Annotated in this window: 23 protein-coding genes; 19 read left to right on the top strand and 4 right to left on the bottom strand. The window is 42.8% G+C overall.

Annotation, left to right across the window (positions count from 1 at the left end; translation table 11 throughout):
- Positions 1-9 precede the first annotated feature (9 nt).
- From DEHRE_RS05365 to DEHRE_RS05420, 13 genes are all read left to right on the top strand, one after another.
- Positions 10-1,218: a D-alanyl-D-alanine carboxypeptidase family protein gene (locus DEHRE_RS05365; protein ID WP_242837046.1), complete on the top strand. Its 1,209-nt coding sequence runs from the start codon at positions 10-12 to the stop codon at positions 1,216-1,218.
- A 41-nt stretch (positions 1,219-1,259) separates the two neighbouring features.
- The gene (locus DEHRE_RS05370; RefSeq protein ID WP_019226878.1) at positions 1,260-2,522 is read left to right on the top strand and encodes a M16 family metallopeptidase; all 1,263 of its coding nucleotides are present in this window, start codon (positions 1,260-1,262) and stop codon (positions 2,520-2,522) included.
- A 77-nt stretch (positions 2,523-2,599) separates the two neighbouring features.
- Positions 2,600-3,061: a dUTP diphosphatase gene (gene dut, locus DEHRE_RS05375; protein WP_019226879.1), complete on the top strand. Its 462-nt coding sequence runs from the start codon at positions 2,600-2,602 to the stop codon at positions 3,059-3,061.
- A gap of 180 nt (positions 3,062-3,241) precedes the next feature.
- Positions 3,242-3,988 (top strand): LytR/AlgR family response regulator transcription factor, encoded by a 747-nt coding sequence (locus tag DEHRE_RS05380; RefSeq protein ID WP_144284040.1) that lies wholly within the window; start codon positions 3,242-3,244, stop codon positions 3,986-3,988.
- Positions 3,973-4,473, top strand: coding sequence for a hypothetical protein (locus DEHRE_RS05385; protein WP_025205420.1), 501 nt, complete (start codon positions 3,973-3,975; stop codon positions 4,471-4,473). Before DEHRE_RS05380 ends, DEHRE_RS05385 begins: the two co-directional genes overlap by 16 nt.
- The gene (locus DEHRE_RS05390) at positions 4,454-5,317 is read left to right on the top strand and encodes a sensor histidine kinase (RefSeq protein WP_019226882.1); all 864 of its coding nucleotides are present in this window, start codon (positions 4,454-4,456) and stop codon (positions 5,315-5,317) included. Before DEHRE_RS05385 ends, DEHRE_RS05390 begins: the two co-directional genes overlap by 20 nt.
- Positions 5,318-5,321: 4 nt before the next feature.
- On the top strand, positions 5,322-5,774 hold the full coding sequence (locus tag DEHRE_RS05395) for an accessory gene regulator B family protein (protein ID WP_025205421.1): 453 nt from the start codon (positions 5,322-5,324) through the stop codon (positions 5,772-5,774).
- 118 nt (positions 5,775-5,892) lie between these two features.
- Entirely contained in the window at positions 5,893-6,024 is a 132-nt protein-coding gene (locus DEHRE_RS14375; protein ID WP_083221836.1) for a cyclic lactone autoinducer peptide, read from the top strand.
- A gap of 47 nt (positions 6,025-6,071) precedes the next feature.
- On the top strand, positions 6,072-6,611 hold the full coding sequence (locus DEHRE_RS05400; RefSeq protein WP_019226932.1) for an SH3 domain-containing protein: 540 nt from the start codon (positions 6,072-6,074) through the stop codon (positions 6,609-6,611).
- A gap of 25 nt (positions 6,612-6,636) precedes the next feature.
- On the top strand, positions 6,637-7,203 hold the full coding sequence (locus DEHRE_RS14090) for a hypothetical protein (RefSeq protein WP_019226931.1): 567 nt from the start codon (positions 6,637-6,639) through the stop codon (positions 7,201-7,203).
- Positions 7,204-7,661: 458 nt separating this feature from the next.
- Positions 7,662-7,793, top strand: a complete 132-nt coding sequence (locus DEHRE_RS14380; RefSeq protein ID WP_083221837.1) for a cyclic lactone autoinducer peptide — start codon at positions 7,662-7,664, stop codon at positions 7,791-7,793.
- Between the two features lie 108 nt (positions 7,794-7,901).
- Positions 7,902-8,348 (top strand): hypothetical protein, encoded by a 447-nt coding sequence (locus tag DEHRE_RS05415; RefSeq protein ID WP_019226742.1) that lies wholly within the window; start codon positions 7,902-7,904, stop codon positions 8,346-8,348.
- 1 nt (position 8,349) lies between these two features.
- Entirely contained in the window at positions 8,350-8,712 is a 363-nt protein-coding gene (locus tag DEHRE_RS05420) for a hypothetical protein (protein WP_019226743.1), read from the top strand.
- Between the two features lie 428 nt (positions 8,713-9,140).
- Here the strand turns inward: DEHRE_RS05420 and tnpC are convergent, their stop codons facing one another.
- The 4 genes from tnpC to DEHRE_RS05440 all read right to left on the bottom strand — a co-directional run bounded on the left by tnpC (position 9,141) and on the right by DEHRE_RS05440 (position 12,867).
- The gene (gene tnpC, locus DEHRE_RS05425) at positions 9,141-10,676 is read right to left on the bottom strand and encodes an IS66 family transposase (RefSeq protein ID WP_019226744.1); all 1,536 of its coding nucleotides are present in this window, start codon (positions 10,674-10,676) and stop codon (positions 9,141-9,143) included.
- A 100-nt stretch (positions 10,677-10,776) separates the two neighbouring features.
- The gene (tnpB, locus tag DEHRE_RS05430; protein ID WP_019226745.1) at positions 10,777-11,139 is read right to left on the bottom strand and encodes an IS66 family insertion sequence element accessory protein TnpB; all 363 of its coding nucleotides are present in this window, start codon (positions 11,137-11,139) and stop codon (positions 10,777-10,779) included.
- Positions 11,129-11,497 (bottom strand): IS66 family insertion sequence element accessory protein TnpA, encoded by a 369-nt coding sequence (gene tnpA / locus DEHRE_RS05435; RefSeq protein ID WP_019226746.1) that lies wholly within the window; start codon positions 11,495-11,497, stop codon positions 11,129-11,131. The genes tnpB and tnpA overlap by 11 nt, the downstream gene beginning before the upstream one ends.
- 161 nt (positions 11,498-11,658) lie before the next feature.
- A complete protein-coding gene (locus DEHRE_RS05440; RefSeq protein WP_025205426.1) occupies positions 11,659-12,867 on the bottom strand; it encodes an L-lactate MFS transporter in 1,209 nt (402 codons plus the stop codon).
- 233 nt (positions 12,868-13,100) lie between these two features.
- Between DEHRE_RS05440 and DEHRE_RS05445 the strand changes: the two genes are divergently transcribed.
- The 6 genes from DEHRE_RS05445 to DEHRE_RS05470 all read left to right on the top strand — a co-directional run bounded on the left by DEHRE_RS05445 (position 13,101) and on the right by DEHRE_RS05470 (position 17,339).
- Entirely contained in the window at positions 13,101-13,415 is a 315-nt protein-coding gene (locus DEHRE_RS05445; RefSeq protein WP_019226748.1) for a hypothetical protein, read from the top strand.
- Position 13,416: 1 nt separating this feature from the next.
- Positions 13,417-13,668 (top strand): YlmC/YmxH family sporulation protein, encoded by a 252-nt coding sequence (locus tag DEHRE_RS05450; RefSeq protein ID WP_019226749.1) that lies wholly within the window; start codon positions 13,417-13,419, stop codon positions 13,666-13,668.
- A 153-nt stretch (positions 13,669-13,821) separates the two neighbouring features.
- Complete coding sequence (gene dapB / locus DEHRE_RS05455; protein ID WP_019226750.1) at positions 13,822-14,625, top strand: 4-hydroxy-tetrahydrodipicolinate reductase; 804 nt, start codon at positions 13,822-13,824, stop codon at positions 14,623-14,625.
- A gap of 77 nt (positions 14,626-14,702) precedes the next feature.
- On the top strand, positions 14,703-15,650 hold the full coding sequence (dpsA, locus tag DEHRE_RS05460; protein WP_019226751.1) for a dipicolinate synthase subunit DpsA: 948 nt from the start codon (positions 14,703-14,705) through the stop codon (positions 15,648-15,650).
- Positions 15,640-16,236, top strand: coding sequence for a dipicolinate synthase subunit B (locus tag DEHRE_RS05465; protein WP_019226752.1), 597 nt, complete (start codon positions 15,640-15,642; stop codon positions 16,234-16,236). The genes dpsA and DEHRE_RS05465 overlap by 11 nt, the downstream gene beginning before the upstream one ends.
- 110 nt (positions 16,237-16,346) lie before the next feature.
- Positions 16,347-17,339: an aspartate-semialdehyde dehydrogenase gene (locus DEHRE_RS05470; protein ID WP_019226753.1), complete on the top strand. Its 993-nt coding sequence runs from the start codon at positions 16,347-16,349 to the stop codon at positions 17,337-17,339.
- The last annotated feature ends 11 nt before the right edge of the window (positions 17,340-17,350 follow it).

Genomic DNA, 17,350 nt, shown 5'->3' on the forward strand with positions numbered 1-17,350 from the left:
AATGAAGGGGTGGTACAATTGAAAAAAAGATTCTTGGGCATAATTCTGAGTTTGCTGACCATGATGCTGACAGCAGGCAGTCCTCTATATGCCCAAAATACCAGGTTGTCCGGAGAAATGACGATCGAGACGTCCAGTTTATCCAGCGGAAAATGGACGCTTCCATATGTAACAGCGCATTCGGCAGTGCTGCTTGACGCGGAAACAGGAGAGCTACTATATGACAGAGACGGGAATGTCCAACGGCCACCCGCCAGCACCACCAAGATTATGACCGCAATCCTGGCTCTGGAGCTGACAGAGCCTGAGGAGATAACCACGGTCAGTGAGAAAGCAGGCGGTGTTGGGGAATCTTCTATCTATCTGGACAAGGGGGACAAGATTAAGATTGGAGAGTTGCTGGAAGGGGCGCTCTTAAGCTCCGGCAATGATGCGTGTGTCGCGCTCGCTGAAAAGACCGCGGGAAGCCAGGATGAGTTCATCCGGCTGATGAATCAGAAAGCAGCCTCACTGGGCGCTTATCGCACAAATTTTGTAAATCCGAACGGTCTGCCCGATCCAAATCATTATTCCACGGCGTTTGACCTGGCCCTCATCACCAGATATGCGATGAATGCCCCTCAATTTGCCGAAATTGTAAGCCAAAAATATTCAGTCATTAACTTTGAGGAGCCCCGTAAGTCTCAAAATGCCAAAAACACCAATAAACTTCTGTGGAATTACCCTTTGGCGGATGGTGTAAAAACGGGAACGACCAATGCAGCCGGGAAATGCCTGGTCGCGTCAGCCAGTAAAGACGGGCGGAGACTGATCTGCGTTGTACTGAATGCCCCGGATCGTTTCGGAGATGCCCAAAGACTTCTGCAATGGGGCTTTGATTATACCGGAATCATTGAAATAGGGAAAAAAGGGGACGTTGCAGGCAACTTTCCGATTTCAGATACGGAAATTCCGCTGGTTCTAAGCGAAGATATCCGGCTCTGTCTTGAAAAAGACATGATCAAAGGCCTTAAAATGCAGATAAACCTAAGGACGGAAATTGACTATCCAATTAAAGAGGGAGACATTTTGGGTCATTATCAAATTTATGCAGAGAATAAACTTCTTAAAGAAGTACCGCTCCTGGCACAGCATGATGGGGAAAACCCAGGTAATCTTCCCGGAAAAGTCCGAATCTTTGTGGACGATTTACTGGATTTCTTTTCTAAGAAAGGATAAACTAAATAGAGCGTTATCAAAGTGCTTAAGGAGGAAGATCATTGCATCGAAAACACGTATTGCCTAACGGGGTCCGAATCATCACCGAAGAGATTGATTATGTCCGTTCCGTGGCGATTGGGATCTGGGTCGGAACAGGATCCCGCAATGAAACGGAAGGGTATGAAGGTATTTCTCATTTCATTGAACATATGTTTTTCAAAGGAACCGTAAAACGAAGTGCACGTCAGCTTGCAGAATCTCTGGAAGCAGTCGGCGGCCAGATTAATGCGTTTACGACCAAGGAGCTTACCTGTTATTATGCCAAAGTGCTCGATGAGGACATCTCACTGGCGATTGATGTCTTAAGTGATATGTTTTTTAACTCTCTCTTTGATCCGAAGGAGATGGATAAAGAAAAAAATGTTGTCATTGAAGAAATCAAAATGTATCAGGATTCTCCGGATGAGCTGATCCATGATCTCTTTTCCCAGTATGTCTGGCATAAAGACCCGCTGGGCAAACCGATCCTCGGTATTGAAGAAACCATTCATGGTTTAAGCAGTGAGAAGGTCAGGCATTATCTAGAGACGCACTATACACCTGATCAGGTCGTCATTGCGGTAGCCGGAAAAATCAAGCATGAGGATATCATCCGCCAGCTAGCCATGTTCGGTGATTTTCAGAGACAAAGAACAGATTCCATCAAGGAAAACCCTCAGGGGACGACCTTCCGAAAAACAATGGGCAAAGATACCGAGCAGATGCACCTGATTGTCGGGGTTCCGGGTCTTGGGCAGGATCATGAGGATATCTATGTGATGCATGTGATCAACAGCATCTTAGGTGGAGGGCTTAGTTCACGCCTTTTTCAGGAAATCAGGGAACAGAGAGGTCTGGCTTATTCCGTCTATTCCTATCACTCCACCTATGCCGACACCGGTCTGTTTGCGGTGTATGCAGGCACGAGCCCCGGGAATACGGATGAAGTCATCAAATGCATTCTCGATGAATTGAATAAATTAAAAAGAGAAGGATTAACTGAAGAGGAACTCATGAAAACGAAAGCCCAGATCAAGGGCAACCTTTATTTGGGGCTAGAATCTGTCAGTAGTAGAATGAGCAGACTCGGCAAAACAGAGCTGTCTTTCGGCGAAGTAAAAACACCGGAAGAGGCAGTCGAAAAACTGGAAAAGGTCACCACGGCCGATATTACGAGAGTGATGGAGCGTCTCTGGCAGAAAGACAAAATCAGCATCCTCACGCTGGGACAGAAGGATTATCATTCGGATATTGAAAAACTAGTTGATGAAGCCTTTGCCTAATTACTAGGTGAAAAGACAGAATGAAGAAATAAAAGAGATAAAAACAGATAAAGGAATAAAGAAGAGGAAAAATTAGGATGGAAGAAACGGTTAAAGTTAGATTTAAACGAATTTCGGCCGGGGATACCCAAAAGCCTGAAATACCATTGTATGCAACCGCGGGGGCTGCCGGCGCAGATCTATATGCCTGTCTGGACCAGAAAATGGTGGTGCGACCAGGGGAAAGAGTGAGAGTCCCGACCGGTATCGCTATAGAGCTGCCAGGTCCGCAAATCGCAGCTTTTGTATTTGCCCGCAGCGGCCTAGCGGATAAAAAAGGGCTTACCTTGAGTAACGGTGTCGGTGTTATTGATTCTGATTTCCGGGGTGAAATCAAAGTATTAATGATCAATCTCGGGCAGGAAGACGTTACGATCAGCAACGGCGATCGAATTGCCCAGATCGCATTTATACCCGTCTGTAGGACTGCTTTTTACGAAGTAGAAGACCTTGGGGATACAGCCAGAGGTGAAGGGGGCTTTGGGTCGACGGGAGTCTAAGAATTATGTGAACAAGACGAAGCATAAATAAAAAATAATTAGGTAACGACCCTCTTAGTATGGGTCGTATTTTTTTTACTAAGTTTCTGAGAATATAAGAGGCCGTTAAAGAAGGATATACCATATTTGCATAGAATTGTAAAAGATATATGGATATTTTTACATTATAGTTGTTGGAAGGTGATTTTGTTGTATAAAGCCGTTATTGTAGAAGATGATGTATTTTTTCGGCAGAAACTCGCAACGGTGATTTCCTCCACTTTAGATATTGAAGTCGTCTGCACATTTTCCAGCGGGGAAGAGTTCCTGATGCAAATCAACAAAATGCATCCTGATATTCTGTTTTTGGATATTGGTTTGCCAGGAATCTCCGGAATACAGGTAGCTGAATTAGTCAGGGAGGATTATCCGTACATGGAGATCATCCTGATCACAGCGGATGAACATTATCTCCAAGAGGCTGTACGCCTTTATGCCTCCGACTTCATCACCAAACCACTGGATATCGCAAGACTGAACCAAACGATGAGCAGAATTATGAAAAAGTCATTGATTCCAGGCTTACTGATTGAATTAAAAACGACTGATTCAGTGGAGATATTAAGGCAGGAGGAGATTTGTTTTGTGGAAGCAATGGCGAAAAAGAGTATCATTTATACCATGAAAAAAACCCTCACCTGTCTTCATCTGATACGGGAATTAGAGGAACGTTTGGATAAAAGACAGTTCTTTAGAAGCAATCGCTCCTATTTAGTCAATCTGCGATGGATTGATGCGGTCAGACCAACCTCCAGAACAACTTTTCAAATTACTTTTCAAGGTATAAAAGAAAGCGCTTATCTTCAAAAGAAACGCTATCCAGAATTCCGGGAACGTTTGAAACTATTTTTAGGAGAAGGTGGACAGAGTCAATGGCGCAGCGTTTAATAGAGATTATTATTTTTTCGATTCCTGAATCTATTGTGATCCTTTATTTAGCTTTTAGTATATTGGGTAAGAAAATTAACATGCTTAAAATGATAGAAATGGGATCCGTACTCGGGGTTGCTGTGTATATCTCACGTTGGATAACGGGAAGTTTTATCTTAAATATTGTAATATCCGCGTTAATGATTATTTTCCTTCTAAAGACCTTGGCCTCAATCCCGGTTTTTGAAGCGGCAGCCGTCGGTTTATTAGCTATTTCTTCGTATTTATCGATCGAATTTGTCAATGTGAAGACCTGGCAGATTTTTTCAGGTGTCAGCCCAAATTTGATCGAAGAAGATTTACTTCTTAAAATTGTCTGGTTCATCCCCCAAATCCTTGTGATGTTGGGACTTCAGTTGCTCATCGGGCATTTTACCCGAAATAAAAAAACAATAAACCGAAAAAGTTCAAAGGAATTCAGGCATGAAGATCAATATTTATAAAATATCTATTTTTGTTTTCGTTATACAGGCTCTATTCACCGTGATTCTGCTGAACAATGGTTATATGAAAAGTTATTCCTTCCTTCAGCCTGTGCATGCAGAATTACTGGAGTTGATTTTTGGCTTTATCATTATTTTATTAAATTTAGTTGCCGTAGTTGTTGTCAAATCTTTGTACATGAAAGGGCTGGAAGATGAGAAACTGAAGTCAACTGAAATAAAATATGCCAACCTGATTGAGCAAAATCGCATTTACCGTCAGCATCATCATGATTTGAAAAACCATCTCACCGTCATTCATGGCTTACTGAGTCTTGAAAAATACACTGAATTAAGTGAATACCTGGATTCTTACATTCACTCTATAAACGATGTTTTATTGAAGGTCGATACAGGCGTTGATGAAATGGATATCCTTTTTACTTCTGAAATTCAAGAAGCGAAGCATAAAAATATTGAAGTCAATTTAGTCCTGAAAACGAAAATCAAATGCAGCAAAAGGCATGTTCTAGATCTTGTAGGGATATTAGGGAATCTATTCAACAATGCAATAGAAGCCGTTCAGGAATTGGATCTTTCTTCCAGAAAAATCAGTATTATTTTTTACCAAGATCCCTTAGAATACACATTCCAATTCATTAATCCAATGTCTGCGACAAACGCCAACTCTGATAGACTTTTTGTAAAAGAAGGTTTTAGTACCAAAGGAGAAGACAGGGGACAAGGTTTAGCGATCGTAAGTAAGCTTGTTGAGCGATTGGATGGCAGTATAAACATTGACACTGCCAATCATCAATTTAGAATCATGGTAGAAATCCCCAAACATAACCTGGAGGAAGGGTGAGAAATTGTTCAGTTTAGAGGAGATTGCTCATCATCTGACTGCAAATATGACTAAAGACAGCACGATGGATACTGCTCAAAAAGCGAAAATAGAATACGGATTATCCTTGACACTTGGCGTGATGATCGAATTTGTTTTGACGGTAGGTATATCCGCTTTTTTAGGGTCAACTGTTTATACACTCGTAATAATGCTTTCAGCTTTAGTTTTAAGGGTGTTTACCGGCGGGTCCCATTGCTCCAGTTACCGGCGTTGTCTTGTGTTTACAATACTAATTTTTGTCGGTTTATCATTAATTACCAAAATAATTGCAGTCAATACTCCTTTCAATGGAATAATTGAAATGTTCTTATTCCCTGCGATTATCGGCATAGCCGTTCAGGGATTTATGTTGACTGGCATCGGTAAAAAGTTTGTAACAGCCAGTGATAGGGGCATGCAAAGAATGAAGATTTAATCTGAGATGTCATTTCATTCCATCAAATGATAATTTCATTCCAAAATCAACCATCCATTGTATATTTCATATAAACTATGACTACAGCATCCAAAAATATACAAAGGAGTTGAAAGGTATGGGGACTACGAAGAAATTCAGATTTTCAATTATTTTACCCGTATTGGCGTTTATCGGGGCTATCGGGATCATAACGCCGAATTGCCTGGGATGGTTTTATGAACCGAAGAGACCTAAAAAGCTGAATTAAGAAAAAGTACATTTACAATTTACTTTATTAAAGGAGGTAAAGATACAATGAAAAGAACAAAAAGAACAATGTTTACATTTGCTTTTGTTCTTCTACTTTTATTAGGCTTACAAGTTCCGACATATGCAGCACAAGACGGACAAATAAGAAAAGTTACTACTGGTGGAGTTAATATGCGTTCAGGACCTGGTAGTTCATATTCAGTTATAATGACATTGTCTCAAGGTGAAGCACTTGCTTACCAAAGCACAAGTGGCGATTGGGATTATTTTAAAGGATGGAAGTATACAACAAGTTCTATCGTAAATGGTTATGTCCCTTCCGGGTCTGCTGTATCGTTTACTTTAGCAACAGCCAAATATGCTTTAAGCATTTATTCATCAGAAAGCGACTCAAGTTATGTTGGTTATGATGTACCTGCAAATGCGTATCTAAATGTTGATACAATGGCGTTCAACAGTTATTCCAATCTCTACTATCTAAGATTAACATCGTATGTTTCCGGAGGAACTTTGAATTATCAAAACGGGTATGTTCACACTAATTTTAGAACGTCTTCACCGTCAAATTATTATATAAACATATAGTTTTTTAAAAGAAGGAGGGATTTACATGAAATTTTCGTTTAACAAAATAGCTATTGTATTAACAATAGTCGCGATCATGTTAATCGGGAGTATAGCTGTTTATGCAAGTAGTAATATACAATCACCCAAGATTGCTTCAATAACCAAGGTAGAACCAAATAAAGTCCTTCGTGGCACTTGGAATTTAACTGTGACAGAAATAGCATTTTATCCAGGAAGCACAGTTCCAGATCAAAAGGGTGCGTCTATTACAATTAAGATGGACAATGTTGATGGACCAGGGAAATCTTTTCTGCCAACTGGCTTCATTACTGCTTTAGTCGGAGAAAGTGGCAAAGTTTATGAATTGGACACGAATCATCCGTTTGATAAATTATATACCTCTAGTCAAGATGCTATGAAAATGGAAGCGAAAGAAAAGGGGATGAATTACGAACCGGGAGTCTTTAAAATTAAAGCACACTTGATGGTTGATAGAAGCGAAAAAAACATTTCCAAAGTAATCTATCAAAATGAGAAAGGAGAAAAAATAGAAATACCTATTCAAGGGATTACGCCGGTAGATGTTCAGCCTAATTCAGACGCAAAATAAATAAAGTAGGAAGAAAGGCTGCGGATTTGAACGTAGCCTTTTTTAACAAGCACTATTATCATGAGTTCGTACATGTTCATGTCTGGGAGGAAAGCGTGAGAAAAAAGTGACCTTTTCTCGATAAAACGGGCACTGGGTTTTCTAACGAATTCTCATGAACTCTCAATATTTCGATTTGGAAGCAGAAGACCGCCCTCGCCGGGTGGCAGAAGGCCATTGTCATTGAAATGTGCTTATCGCCTGCGATTATCGGCATAACCGTTCAGGGATTTATGTTGACTGGTATTGGCAAAAAGTTTGTAACAGCCAGTGATAGGGGCATGCAAAGAATGAGATTTAATCTCAGATGTTATTTCATTCCATCAAATGATAATTTCATTCCAAAATCAACCATCCATTGTATATTTCATATAAACTATGACTACAGCATCCAAAAATATACAAAGGAGTTGAAAGGTATGGGGACTACGAAGAAATTCAGATTTTCAATTATTTTACCCGTATTGGCGTTTATCGGGGCTATCGGGATCATAACGCCCAATTGCCTAGGATGGTTCTATGAACCGAACAGACCCAAAGAGTTAAGGTAAACACTACAATCTAGGGCGCTTGATACAAAAGAAGTTTTGTTGTCAATTTATGGAGAAAGTATCTGAATAGTAGATCCTGTTTTTGAATAATGGAAAGAGGTGATAAACATGAATAAAAAGAAACTAGTTTCAAGGATTGGATTATGTGTTGGAGCATTAGCCCTCGTATTGATTGTGGGGTATTCGGGAAGCGCTTTTTCCGATAGCAATAACAAGTATTTAGATAAAGAATACTCCGTCAAAGAATCAATTCAAAGATCTTTTGACTTGGACAATCAAGGCCTAAAGCCAATTTATTTAAGAGATCTATTTGATGATAGCATTGCAACAGAAAGTGATGAAGTTAGATCAAAGCTTATTTCATGTTATAAAATGCTACGTCAAGAAAATGAGATTGCCCAAGGAGACTTTAAGCCCATATTTTACCTGGACGGAAAAGAAAAAGTATTTATAGGGGTATTGCATCCGAATGATAGCATTACTCTTACCGAATTTGATATATCAAAAGATAAACCTGAAAAAATCGATAAAAAGGTAAAGGAGGCAGCGAAATAAGATGAAAAAGAAGCTAATTCCTTTATTAACTTTAACTATTATCTTATGTTCTTCAGTAGCAGCTTACGCTGTAACAATGTCAGGTAGCTCTTCAATTCAAACTGGATATATCAATATGACCTGCACATCAACTACCACTACAAGTGAATCGTGGGCGAAATGGGTTTTAAACGATTTTTATCAAGATGGCATACTTCGGAATAACAGTGAAAATAGTAATTTGACTGGAACGTCTGTATCTACTTCATGTAATGCACTTAATATTCCAGGAACTCAAGTTTGGGAATGCTATGGGGAACATGGAATAGGTCTTGATGACGGCACTGAATTAATTAAATATTCATATGCAACTAAGAATTGGTAAAGAATACCACGAAATACACCATTCAAACGAAAACATATGATACAGTGGAAGCTGTATTACAGGGAAAATAACATTATAGAAAAATCTAATGTTTAATATTTTTAACTAGTACAGAAGTATAGATTTCAGAGCTGATAAAAATTAATTATATGACTACTTTTAGTCTACTGCTTACGCCTGATAATGGTTACGGCAGTAGGCTGTTTTCTAATGTATCTAGTTCAATTCATTCTTTCAATATTTATCATATCTGGGAGGAAAGGATATGCATTTTTCGACGTCGTCGTCTTTGGGACAAACCTGAGCGTATAAAACGAAGACTCCATGATGTCAACCGATTTCCCACGAGAATGTTTTTCCGCTGTAACCGTCAAATAAGCGGGTGTATAGAAATAGAGCAAAGAACAGTGTAAACTGAAATCTTTGCTCTATTTGCAGATAGCTTGAATTTTCGGATTCCACGGAAGATAACTTTCAAGAATCTCTGGATACTGCCCAAACGGTTCACCCGGTAAGCGATCAAAAATATAATCAAGGTATTTGTATGGGCTTAATCCATTAGCCTTGGCGCTTTCCACTATGCTGTAGACTGCAGCACTAGCCTCGGCACCTTTGGGACTGCCACTAAATAGCCAATTCTTGCGGCCAATTGTAAAAGGCCGAATGCAATTTTCAGCGAGATTATTGGAAATTGAGCAATTTCCATCCTTCAGGTAATTTATCAGATCTGGTTTACGGCTTAAGTCATAATTTATTGCCTGGCTCAGTTTGGATTTTGGTAGAACTTTATCCGCAGTGGAATCAGCCCATTCCCAAAAAGCATCAAGTACCGGTACTTCCTGCTCCAGTCGCTTAAGTCTTCGTTCATCACTTGTCAGATTCTCCAGTGTTTTTTCTATCTCAAAAAGCTTATTGCAATAATTTATTCCTTGACCCGAAAGGGTATCATCCGGTCCGCGAATATCCTTCGGCAGGGCATCAACGAAGTTTCTTCTCAGATGCGACCAGCAAAGGCAGCGGGTAATGCGCTCAACTTTTTGGTAACCACTGTAGGCATCCGTATGTAAAAATCCCGTAAATCCTTTAAGAAACTCCTGCGGGTAAATTCCATTTCTTCCTGGCTCATACTCAAATATTCGAATGGGATGTCCCGCATCTTTTGCTGTAGTGTATACCCACATATAGGAATCGCTCGTATTCTTCCGGCCTTCTTCATTCATGACCTGTACAGGTGTTTCATCGGCATGTAGATAGCGTTCCTTAAGAAGTTCAGTATGCATCAGGTTTAGGATGGGGCTAAGCCAGTCACGGGATGCGACCATAATCCAATTCGCCATGGTTGCGCGGCTTAAAGACAAACCGAGTGTCTTCCATTCTTTTTCCTGCCGATATAGCGGCATAGCATTTACGAATTTCTGATGCATGACCCAAGCTACTGTGGAAGATGTCGCCAGAGAGTGTTGAATAACGGGATCTGGCATTGGGGATTTTTCCATATAGGGCAAACCATTTTTGCGGCAGCTACGGCATTCGAAGGTCTCCCGGTAAACATCGATCACTTTCAGTTTAGCCGGAATATATTCTACCTCTGTACGTACGAACTCTTCGCCTACCGAGACCAAAGCTGTGCTGCATGTCTCACAGAAGCGTTCTTCTTCGACAAGCGTGCAGAGTTTCTTCTCATGCGGCAGGTTTTCTAAAAGCTCCATTCGCCCATCTTTTGCTTTTTTTCTCTGGTACCCATTAACTCTTTTTAAGTCAGGTTCTTTAACCTTTGGATCGGATTCCATTTCCGCTTCATTAAAAAGAGACATCTGTCCTAAAGATAGGGCGGATGTCTTCTCTGAACTGCGGCCATATAGTTTGCGTGTAAGATGGTGAACAGTTTCCAGGAGAAGTCTGTTTTCCTTCTCCAATTCGGATATGCGATTTTCCAGAGTCTTAATCTCTTGAGACGTACTCATTAATCACAAAATCCTTTACGTTTTTACTGTAATAATTGTACCATAAAAATGCCGAAGAATCCAGTATTTATGCGGATTTTCGGCACTGCTAGCACTAATTTTACAGAGAAAAACACTGCTCGGTATTGAGTTTTTTTACAGCCCTGGGCTGGTCAATGGACAGCCCTTCCATAAGCCAGCGAAATTCCTGGACAGTGACGCTGCGGACAGCCTCAGCATTCCTCGGCCACTTAAATTTGCCGGTTTCCAGCCGCTTGTACAATAACACGAAGCCATCGCCTTCCCAATAAAGCGCTTTGAGCCGGTCATGACGGTGTCCACAGAATAGAAATAAGCTGTTTTGAAATGGGTTTAATTGAAAGTTCTGCTGGACGAGAGCGGCCAGCCCGTTAATGGATTTGCGCATGTCGGTATACCCGCAAGCGATATAAATTTTCTCTGCTTTGGATATATCACCGAACATTTTGAAGGGCCCTCAAGGTGTTTTCAATCAAGGTCTGAGATGCGTTGTTATGGATTTCCAAAGTCATAGCATCACAACGAATGATGATATCCGGAAATACTTGCCGATCGGCAGACTCAGCAGCAACTCGCGCGATCGGAATATTTAGCGGCACAATGGAGTTGTTTCCTTCATTCATTGAAGGGAGGGCTTCGCAGGCAGCCTTACGGATACGCCTTAGCCAATAAAAGTATGTGGTCTCCTTGATGTTATGCTCAGCGCACCAGCAAGTTACTGTTTGACCACTACTTCGGCATTCGCGGATTTGCTGGGTCCATTGACTCAGTCGGTATTGCTGTGCAACTTTCCTGGTGTCCAACCCTAAGCCTCCTTTCAAAGTTTTTACAGTTTACTTGAAAAACTTTGAATTACTTTAACTTAGAGTTTATTGTCCCATAATCCCATAGGAGTTTCTATACACTGTCTCCTTTGACGCTTACTTTCCGCTAAACATTCTCGTGGGAAAGTTAAGTTAATTAATTATTGCTTAAGCCTTTTCGGCTTTTTCAAAAAGAAAGTCAAAAAGACTGCTAACAAACATAGGATACACGAAATGGTAAACGCAAGTGAATAGCTTTTTGTGGCATCGGCGATTCGGGCTGCCATTAGGGGGCCAAAGACACCCCCGACACCCCAGGCAGTAAAGACAAAACCATAATTTACTCCGGCATGTTTTGTACCAAAATAGTCATAGGTTGCTGATGGGAAGAGTGAAAGCAAAGAACCGTAGCCTAATCCTGCAATCGCTGCACCCAACGCAATTAATACCGGAGTATTGTAAGTGCTGAAAGCGAGCATGTTGAGTGCCTGGATCAAAAAGAAAATACGCATCGACCAGGAACGCCCTATTTTATCGGAAAGCCAACCGGCAATAACCCTGCCGGAGGCATTGAAAACGGCCAGTAAAGCGACCATCGCGTACCCCCAGGAAATACCGGCCTGCGTCTTGGCAATTGAAGAAAGCTGGCTGATGATCATCAGCCCGGCGCTGGCTCCTGCCGCATACATCACCCAAAGCAGATAGAATTCCCGTCTTATAAGCATTTGCTGCCAGTTTAGGCCTCCTGTCGAGGCAGTAGCCGCTGAAGGGGAAGCCGTACTGCTCTGAGATTGGCCACTTAAAGTGGAAGGGACAGTCAGCAGCTGGGCAAGCAAAACAATAATTAGTAAGAACAGGATCCCTTCAATACGGAAGGTGCTCTCTATGCCAAACTTTCTCAGCAATGCATTGGTTAATGGTGCGATATAAAGAGAAGCCAAACCAAAGCCGGCAACAACGACACCCGAGATCAGACCTTTTTTCTCTGGGGGAAACCATTTGACTGCGGCAGGTGTCGCAGCCGAGTATCCGAGACCGATCCCCATCCCGGCAATTAAACCGAAAGTAACGATCAGCATGGTCAGTGAGTGCGTAAAGCTGCTCAGGATTAAGCCACTGCCTGCCATGATTCCGCCAAGGGCAGCAATCCAGCGGGGGCCGTACCGGTCTTGAAGATATCCGCCGGGAACCATCATCAAGGCAAACACTGCGCAGGCGACCATATACGGAACAGAAGCCGCTGTCTTAGTCCAGTGAAATTGCTCAATCAGGGCAGCTGCAAAGACGCTCCAGGTGTAAAGGACACCAAGGGCCAAATTAATACCTGTTCCGGCCAAAGTAACTGTCCAACCTTGTTTCGCTCTGTTCATCATTATCTTCCTTTCTTTATCTGTCCGTCGATCCTGATAGAATCCGGCCAGCGTTATCTTTTTACGTATCTTATCAGAAAAGAGATCGAAGGTTTGTGATTCTGACTGCAAAAGCAGTATTCCGCACGTCAACGGAAGATAATAAAGCGTTACCCGTTTACGGAAGAATAATGCCGTTTTTTCCCTCATAGATATGCTTAGGGGGGATTCCTAATGAAAGCCCTGAAGCGTTTATGAGTATTCTATATAGTGTTCTGCTGGCGCTCGGGATTGCTGTATCATTGAGAACCAGAGTAAAAGTCATGATGTGGAGGTCTCCTGAGGCACCTAATCGTTTGGCCAAAGCCATTACCCAGCTGGTCGGGACTGCGGGTGGAATTTATATTTCTTTGGAACTGCTACTGACCTTTCTAGGAATACCAGAAAACATCTGGAATCCCTCATCGGTTTATTTTATAAAGCCACTGGCTGTTTTTTCGCTGATCATTGCGATACTGCAGCCCTATGGTCAAAAAATATGGGAAACGGTCCGGGGCAGGAGTGTGTAATATGCTTTTAAGTGAACTGTCAGGAAAAGAAATTATTAATCTTCATGATGGCGCGAAGCTCGGTTCAATTGGTGAGAGTGATATTAAAATTAGCCCCGAAGGAAAAATCGAGGCAATCATCATCGATTCAAGAGCGGGATACGGAAGATTCTTTAATAAGAACAGTGAAAAAGAAGGCGGGTATGTGGTCGTCCCCTGGAAAGCCATTAAAAAAGTAGGCAGTGAAGTGATCATCGTAGATATCGATATGTAGGACCGCTCTTTGCCGTCCGTGGCATCGCGGCATTAGGCCATCCGTGGCCATCGTTTGACAGGTTTCTATTGATATAATAGAATAAGAAGTGTATTAAACCCCGAAAGGCTTCTGGCGCGGGGTTTTACGTTATCGTATTCAGGAGGGGTATATTTGGACAAAATACGCGTATTTGTTGCCGGAGCATGTGGCAAAGTGGGCATGGAAACAGTCAGGACAATACGTCTGCAGAACGATATGGAGCTTGCAGGGGTATCAGATATTCAGAATCAAGGAAAGGATATTGGATTAGTCCTTGGACAGCAGCCATTCGACCTACAGATTTCCGGCCAGATGGAAATAGAAAAATTAAAAGAACTGCAAGTAGATATTCTCGTTGATTTTACGAATCCCCAATCAGTATTTTCCAATGCCAAAACTGCAATTAAAGCGGGGGTTGTTCCTGTTATTGGGGCGACTGGGTTGGACGGTCACGAAATCAGTGAATTGGAGGATCTCTCCAAAGCGACCGGCACAGGGGTTTTTATTGCACCGAATTTTGCGCTTGGCGCAATCCTGATGATGAAGTTTGCGAAAGAAACCGCGAAATACTTTCATCATGTCGATATCATTGAATATCATCATGATCAGAAGCTGGATGCACCTTCCGGCACTGCTTTGAAAACCGCGGATATGATCTCTGAGATCCGGGAACCGATCATCCAGGGACATCCGAACGAATATGAGAAAATACCCGGTGCTCGGGGCGGAGACCTGAATGGCATTCACATCCATTCCATCCGTTTACCGGGACTGATCGCCCATCAGGAAGTCATTTTCGGAGGGTCAGGACAGACGCTCACGATCCGTCATGACGCGTATACACGGGAAACCTACATGCCCGGGGTGATACTGGCCATTCGCAAAGCATATAAGCTGACCGGACTTGTTATCGGACTGGAGAATTTCCTGGATTAGGTTAAGCACCGCGTTTCTCGGCTGCTCATATACTGGATAGTAGTTAACTGGACACTATCCAGTAAGGAGGCATAAACATGAATGCGGTACTTGAAGGAGTTCGCCTGGCAGTAATCGGCGGGGATGATAGAGAAATATTTCTTGTCCCCGAGCTGCAAAAGTGTGGTGCGAAGATCATCGGGCTCGGTCTGGAAAAGTCTCCGCTTGGAGACAGCATTGAGCATGCCAAATCTTTTACCGAGATTATCGCTAAAGCAGATGCGCTTATCTTACCTATGTTTGGCACAGATGCGCGGGGCCTGATCAAAGCAAAGTATTCTAATTCTCCGATCATCTTAAATAATGAAGTTCTGGAATTGATTCCGCCCGGTGTTCCGCTTTTTATAGGCTGGGCCCGTCCTGCCCTGATCAGCGCAGCCCAAAAGATGAACATAGACCTCGTGGAAATAGCAAACCGTAATGAAATTGTCATCTTGAATTCGATACCTTCAGCCGAGGGGGCGGTTCAGATGGCAATGGAGGCTACCACGATCACCATTCACAGCAGTGAAAGCTTTGTTTTGGGTCTTGGCCGCTGCGGCATGACACTGGTGAATCTACTGAAGGGAATGGGAGCAAAGGTTACGTGTGTTGCACGTAAGCCCTCAGACCTGGCCCGGGCTGTAGAGATGGGAGTGCGTGCTATCGGTTTTTCTGATCTTGAAAAGGAAATCAACAGGGCGGAAATCGTTTTCAATACCGTACCAGCTCTGATTCTCGGCAGAGATCTGCTGAACAAAATGTCCCGGGAAACCGTCATTATTGATATTGCCTCTATTCCGGGAGGTATTGACTTTGAATATGCCCAGATGCTTGGGATTAAGGCTCAGCTTGCCCCTGGCCTGCCCGGTATTGTCGCGCCAAAGACCGCCGGAAAAATGCTGGCGAAGCTTTATCCGCCTCTGATTCTTGAGCACCTTGTACCTGCTGCAGATGCAGCCACTGCTGCTGCAGTCCGGAAGGGGGTGCCCAAAAATGAGATTTGAAAAGCTGCACATCGGTTTTGCGCTGACCGGTTCCCATTGTACCCTTGGCCGGGTCATGGGGGTGATCAGACAACTTGTCGAAGAAGGAGCAGATATAACGCCGATTGTTTCGGAGTCCGTTAATACAGTGGATACGAGATTCGGGGATGCAACGTACTGGAAAGCTAGACTGAAAGAGATTACAGGAAAAGACCCGATCGGAACTATCCCGGAGGCAGAACCGATCGGTCCGGGCAAGCTTTTTGATTGTATGGTTATTGCGCCCTGTACCGGGAATACACTTGCCAAACTCGCTAACGGCATCACTGATACACCCGTCTTAATGGCTACTAAAGCACACTTGCGCAACTTAGGCCCCGTGGTAATTGCTATATCTACAAATGACGGGTTAGGGGTTAACGCTAAAAATATCGGAGCCTTACTCTCAGCTAAGAATATCTACCTGGTGCCTTTTGGTCAGGACAGCCCGCTCAAAAAGACCAATTCTCTCGTTGCCCAGATGGATAAAATACCGGACACAATACTGCTGGCCTGCCAGGGAAAACAAATTGAACCGCTCCTGGTAGAAATTTCTTCTTCTGAGTAGCCAAAATATTTAGTATCCTATGAGAGAATAATGATTTATACTATATTAATACCTAGTTGTTGAAAGTGAATTGTCAGAATTATTGAATATTCATGTTTAGGAGGATCTCAATGCCAAATATTGCAATTGTCGGAGCAACGGGTGTCGTTGGTCAGGAATTTTTGAAAATTCTTGCTGAACGGAAGTTTCCGGTGGATGAGCTTCGCTTGCTTGCGACGAAAAGATCAAGCGGATCACGGATTTCCTGGCAGGGAAAAGAAATAGAAGTACAAGAAACAACGAATCAGAGCTTTCAAGGCATTGATATCGCCTTATTTGCGGGTGGTTCCGCCAGTACGGAGTATGCGCCGGCCGCAGTCCAGAGCGGAGCAGTCGTTATTGACAACAGCAGTGCTTTTCGGCTAAATCCGGATGTTCCTCTGGTTGTACCTGAAGTCAACCCCGAAGATGTCAAATGGCATAAAGGGATTATCGCCAATCCGAACTGTTCCACGATTATCATGGTCGTGGCACTAAAACCGCTCGAAGCGCTTTCGCGAATTAAACGTATTGTGGTATCCACATATCAGGCAGTTTCCGGCGCGGGCAAAGAAGGGATTATTGAACTGGAGGAACAGGTGAAGTCGTGGAGCAACGGGAAAAAAATCACGGATATTGATACTTTCCCATATCAGATCGCCTTTAACCTGATACCCAGAATTGATGTATTTCAGGAGGGTGACTATACAAAGGAAGAATGGAAAATGGTCAAGGAAACCCAAAAAATCTTCCATAGGGATGATTTGCGTGTTACGGCTACTTGTGTCCGTGTTCCGGTCTTTCGTTCTCACTGTGAATCCATCAATATTGAGACTGAGAAAAAACTCACGATCGATCAGGTCAAGGCTGCATTTGCCCAGGCTCCCGGCGTAATCTTAAAAGACGATTCGGCGAAAGATATTTATCCGATGCCGCTCGACAGCTCGAACAGGGATGAAGTTCTGGTCGGAAGAATCCGGGAAGATCAAACCATCGATCAGGGGATTAATCTCTGGATCGCAGGTGATCAGATTCGCAAAGGTGCAGCGACAAATGCAGTCCAGATTGCAGAATTGCTGTTATAATAGATAGGAAA

This window comes from Dehalobacter restrictus DSM 9455 (genome assembly GCF_000512895.1).
GTDB lineage: Bacteria > Bacillota > Desulfitobacteriia > Desulfitobacteriales > Syntrophobotulaceae > Dehalobacter > Dehalobacter restrictus.

Bases quoted from the DNA above. Each gene is read 5' to 3' on its own strand.
- tnpC (WP_019226744.1), bottom strand. From the start codon at position 10,676: ATGAGTACGTCTCAAGAGATTAAGACTCTGGAAAATCGCATATCCGAA.
- DEHRE_RS05440 (WP_025205426.1), bottom strand. From the start codon at position 12,867: ATGAACAGAGCGAAACAAGGTTGGACAGTTACTTTGGCCGGAACAGGT.
- DEHRE_RS05415 (WP_019226742.1), top strand. From the start codon at position 7,902: ATGAATAAAAAGAAACTAGTTTCAAGGATTGGATTATGTGTTGGAGCA.
- DEHRE_RS05450 (WP_019226749.1), top strand. From the start codon at position 13,417: ATGCTTTTAAGTGAACTGTCAGGAAAAGAAATTATTAATCTTCATGAT.
- DEHRE_RS05390 (WP_019226882.1), top strand. From the start codon at position 4,454: ATGAAGATCAATATTTATAAAATATCTATTTTTGTTTTCGTTATACAG.
- DEHRE_RS14375 (WP_083221836.1), top strand. From the start codon at position 5,893: ATGGGGACTACGAAGAAATTCAGATTTTCAATTATTTTACCCGTATTG.
- dpsA (WP_019226751.1), top strand. From the start codon at position 14,703: ATGAATGCGGTACTTGAAGGAGTTCGCCTGGCAGTAATCGGCGGGGAT.
- dut (WP_019226879.1), top strand. From the start codon at position 2,600: ATGGAAGAAACGGTTAAAGTTAGATTTAAACGAATTTCGGCCGGGGAT.
- DEHRE_RS05445 (WP_019226748.1), top strand. From the start codon at position 13,101: ATGAGTATTCTATATAGTGTTCTGCTGGCGCTCGGGATTGCTGTATCA.
- DEHRE_RS14090 (WP_019226931.1), top strand. From the start codon at position 6,637: ATGAAATTTTCGTTTAACAAAATAGCTATTGTATTAACAATAGTCGCG.
- DEHRE_RS05465 (WP_019226752.1), top strand. From the start codon at position 15,640: ATGAGATTTGAAAAGCTGCACATCGGTTTTGCGCTGACCGGTTCCCAT.
- DEHRE_RS05470 (WP_019226753.1), top strand. From the start codon at position 16,347: ATGCCAAATATTGCAATTGTCGGAGCAACGGGTGTCGTTGGTCAGGAA.
- DEHRE_RS05400 (WP_019226932.1), top strand. From the start codon at position 6,072: ATGAAAAGAACAAAAAGAACAATGTTTACATTTGCTTTTGTTCTTCTA.
- DEHRE_RS05420 (WP_019226743.1), top strand. From the start codon at position 8,350: ATGAAAAAGAAGCTAATTCCTTTATTAACTTTAACTATTATCTTATGT.
- tnpB (WP_019226745.1), bottom strand. From the start codon at position 11,139: ATGTTCGGTGATATATCCAAAGCAGAGAAAATTTATATCGCTTGCGGG.
- DEHRE_RS14380 (WP_083221837.1), top strand. From the start codon at position 7,662: ATGGGGACTACGAAGAAATTCAGATTTTCAATTATTTTACCCGTATTG.
- DEHRE_RS05385 (WP_025205420.1), top strand. From the start codon at position 3,973: ATGGCGCAGCGTTTAATAGAGATTATTATTTTTTCGATTCCTGAATCT.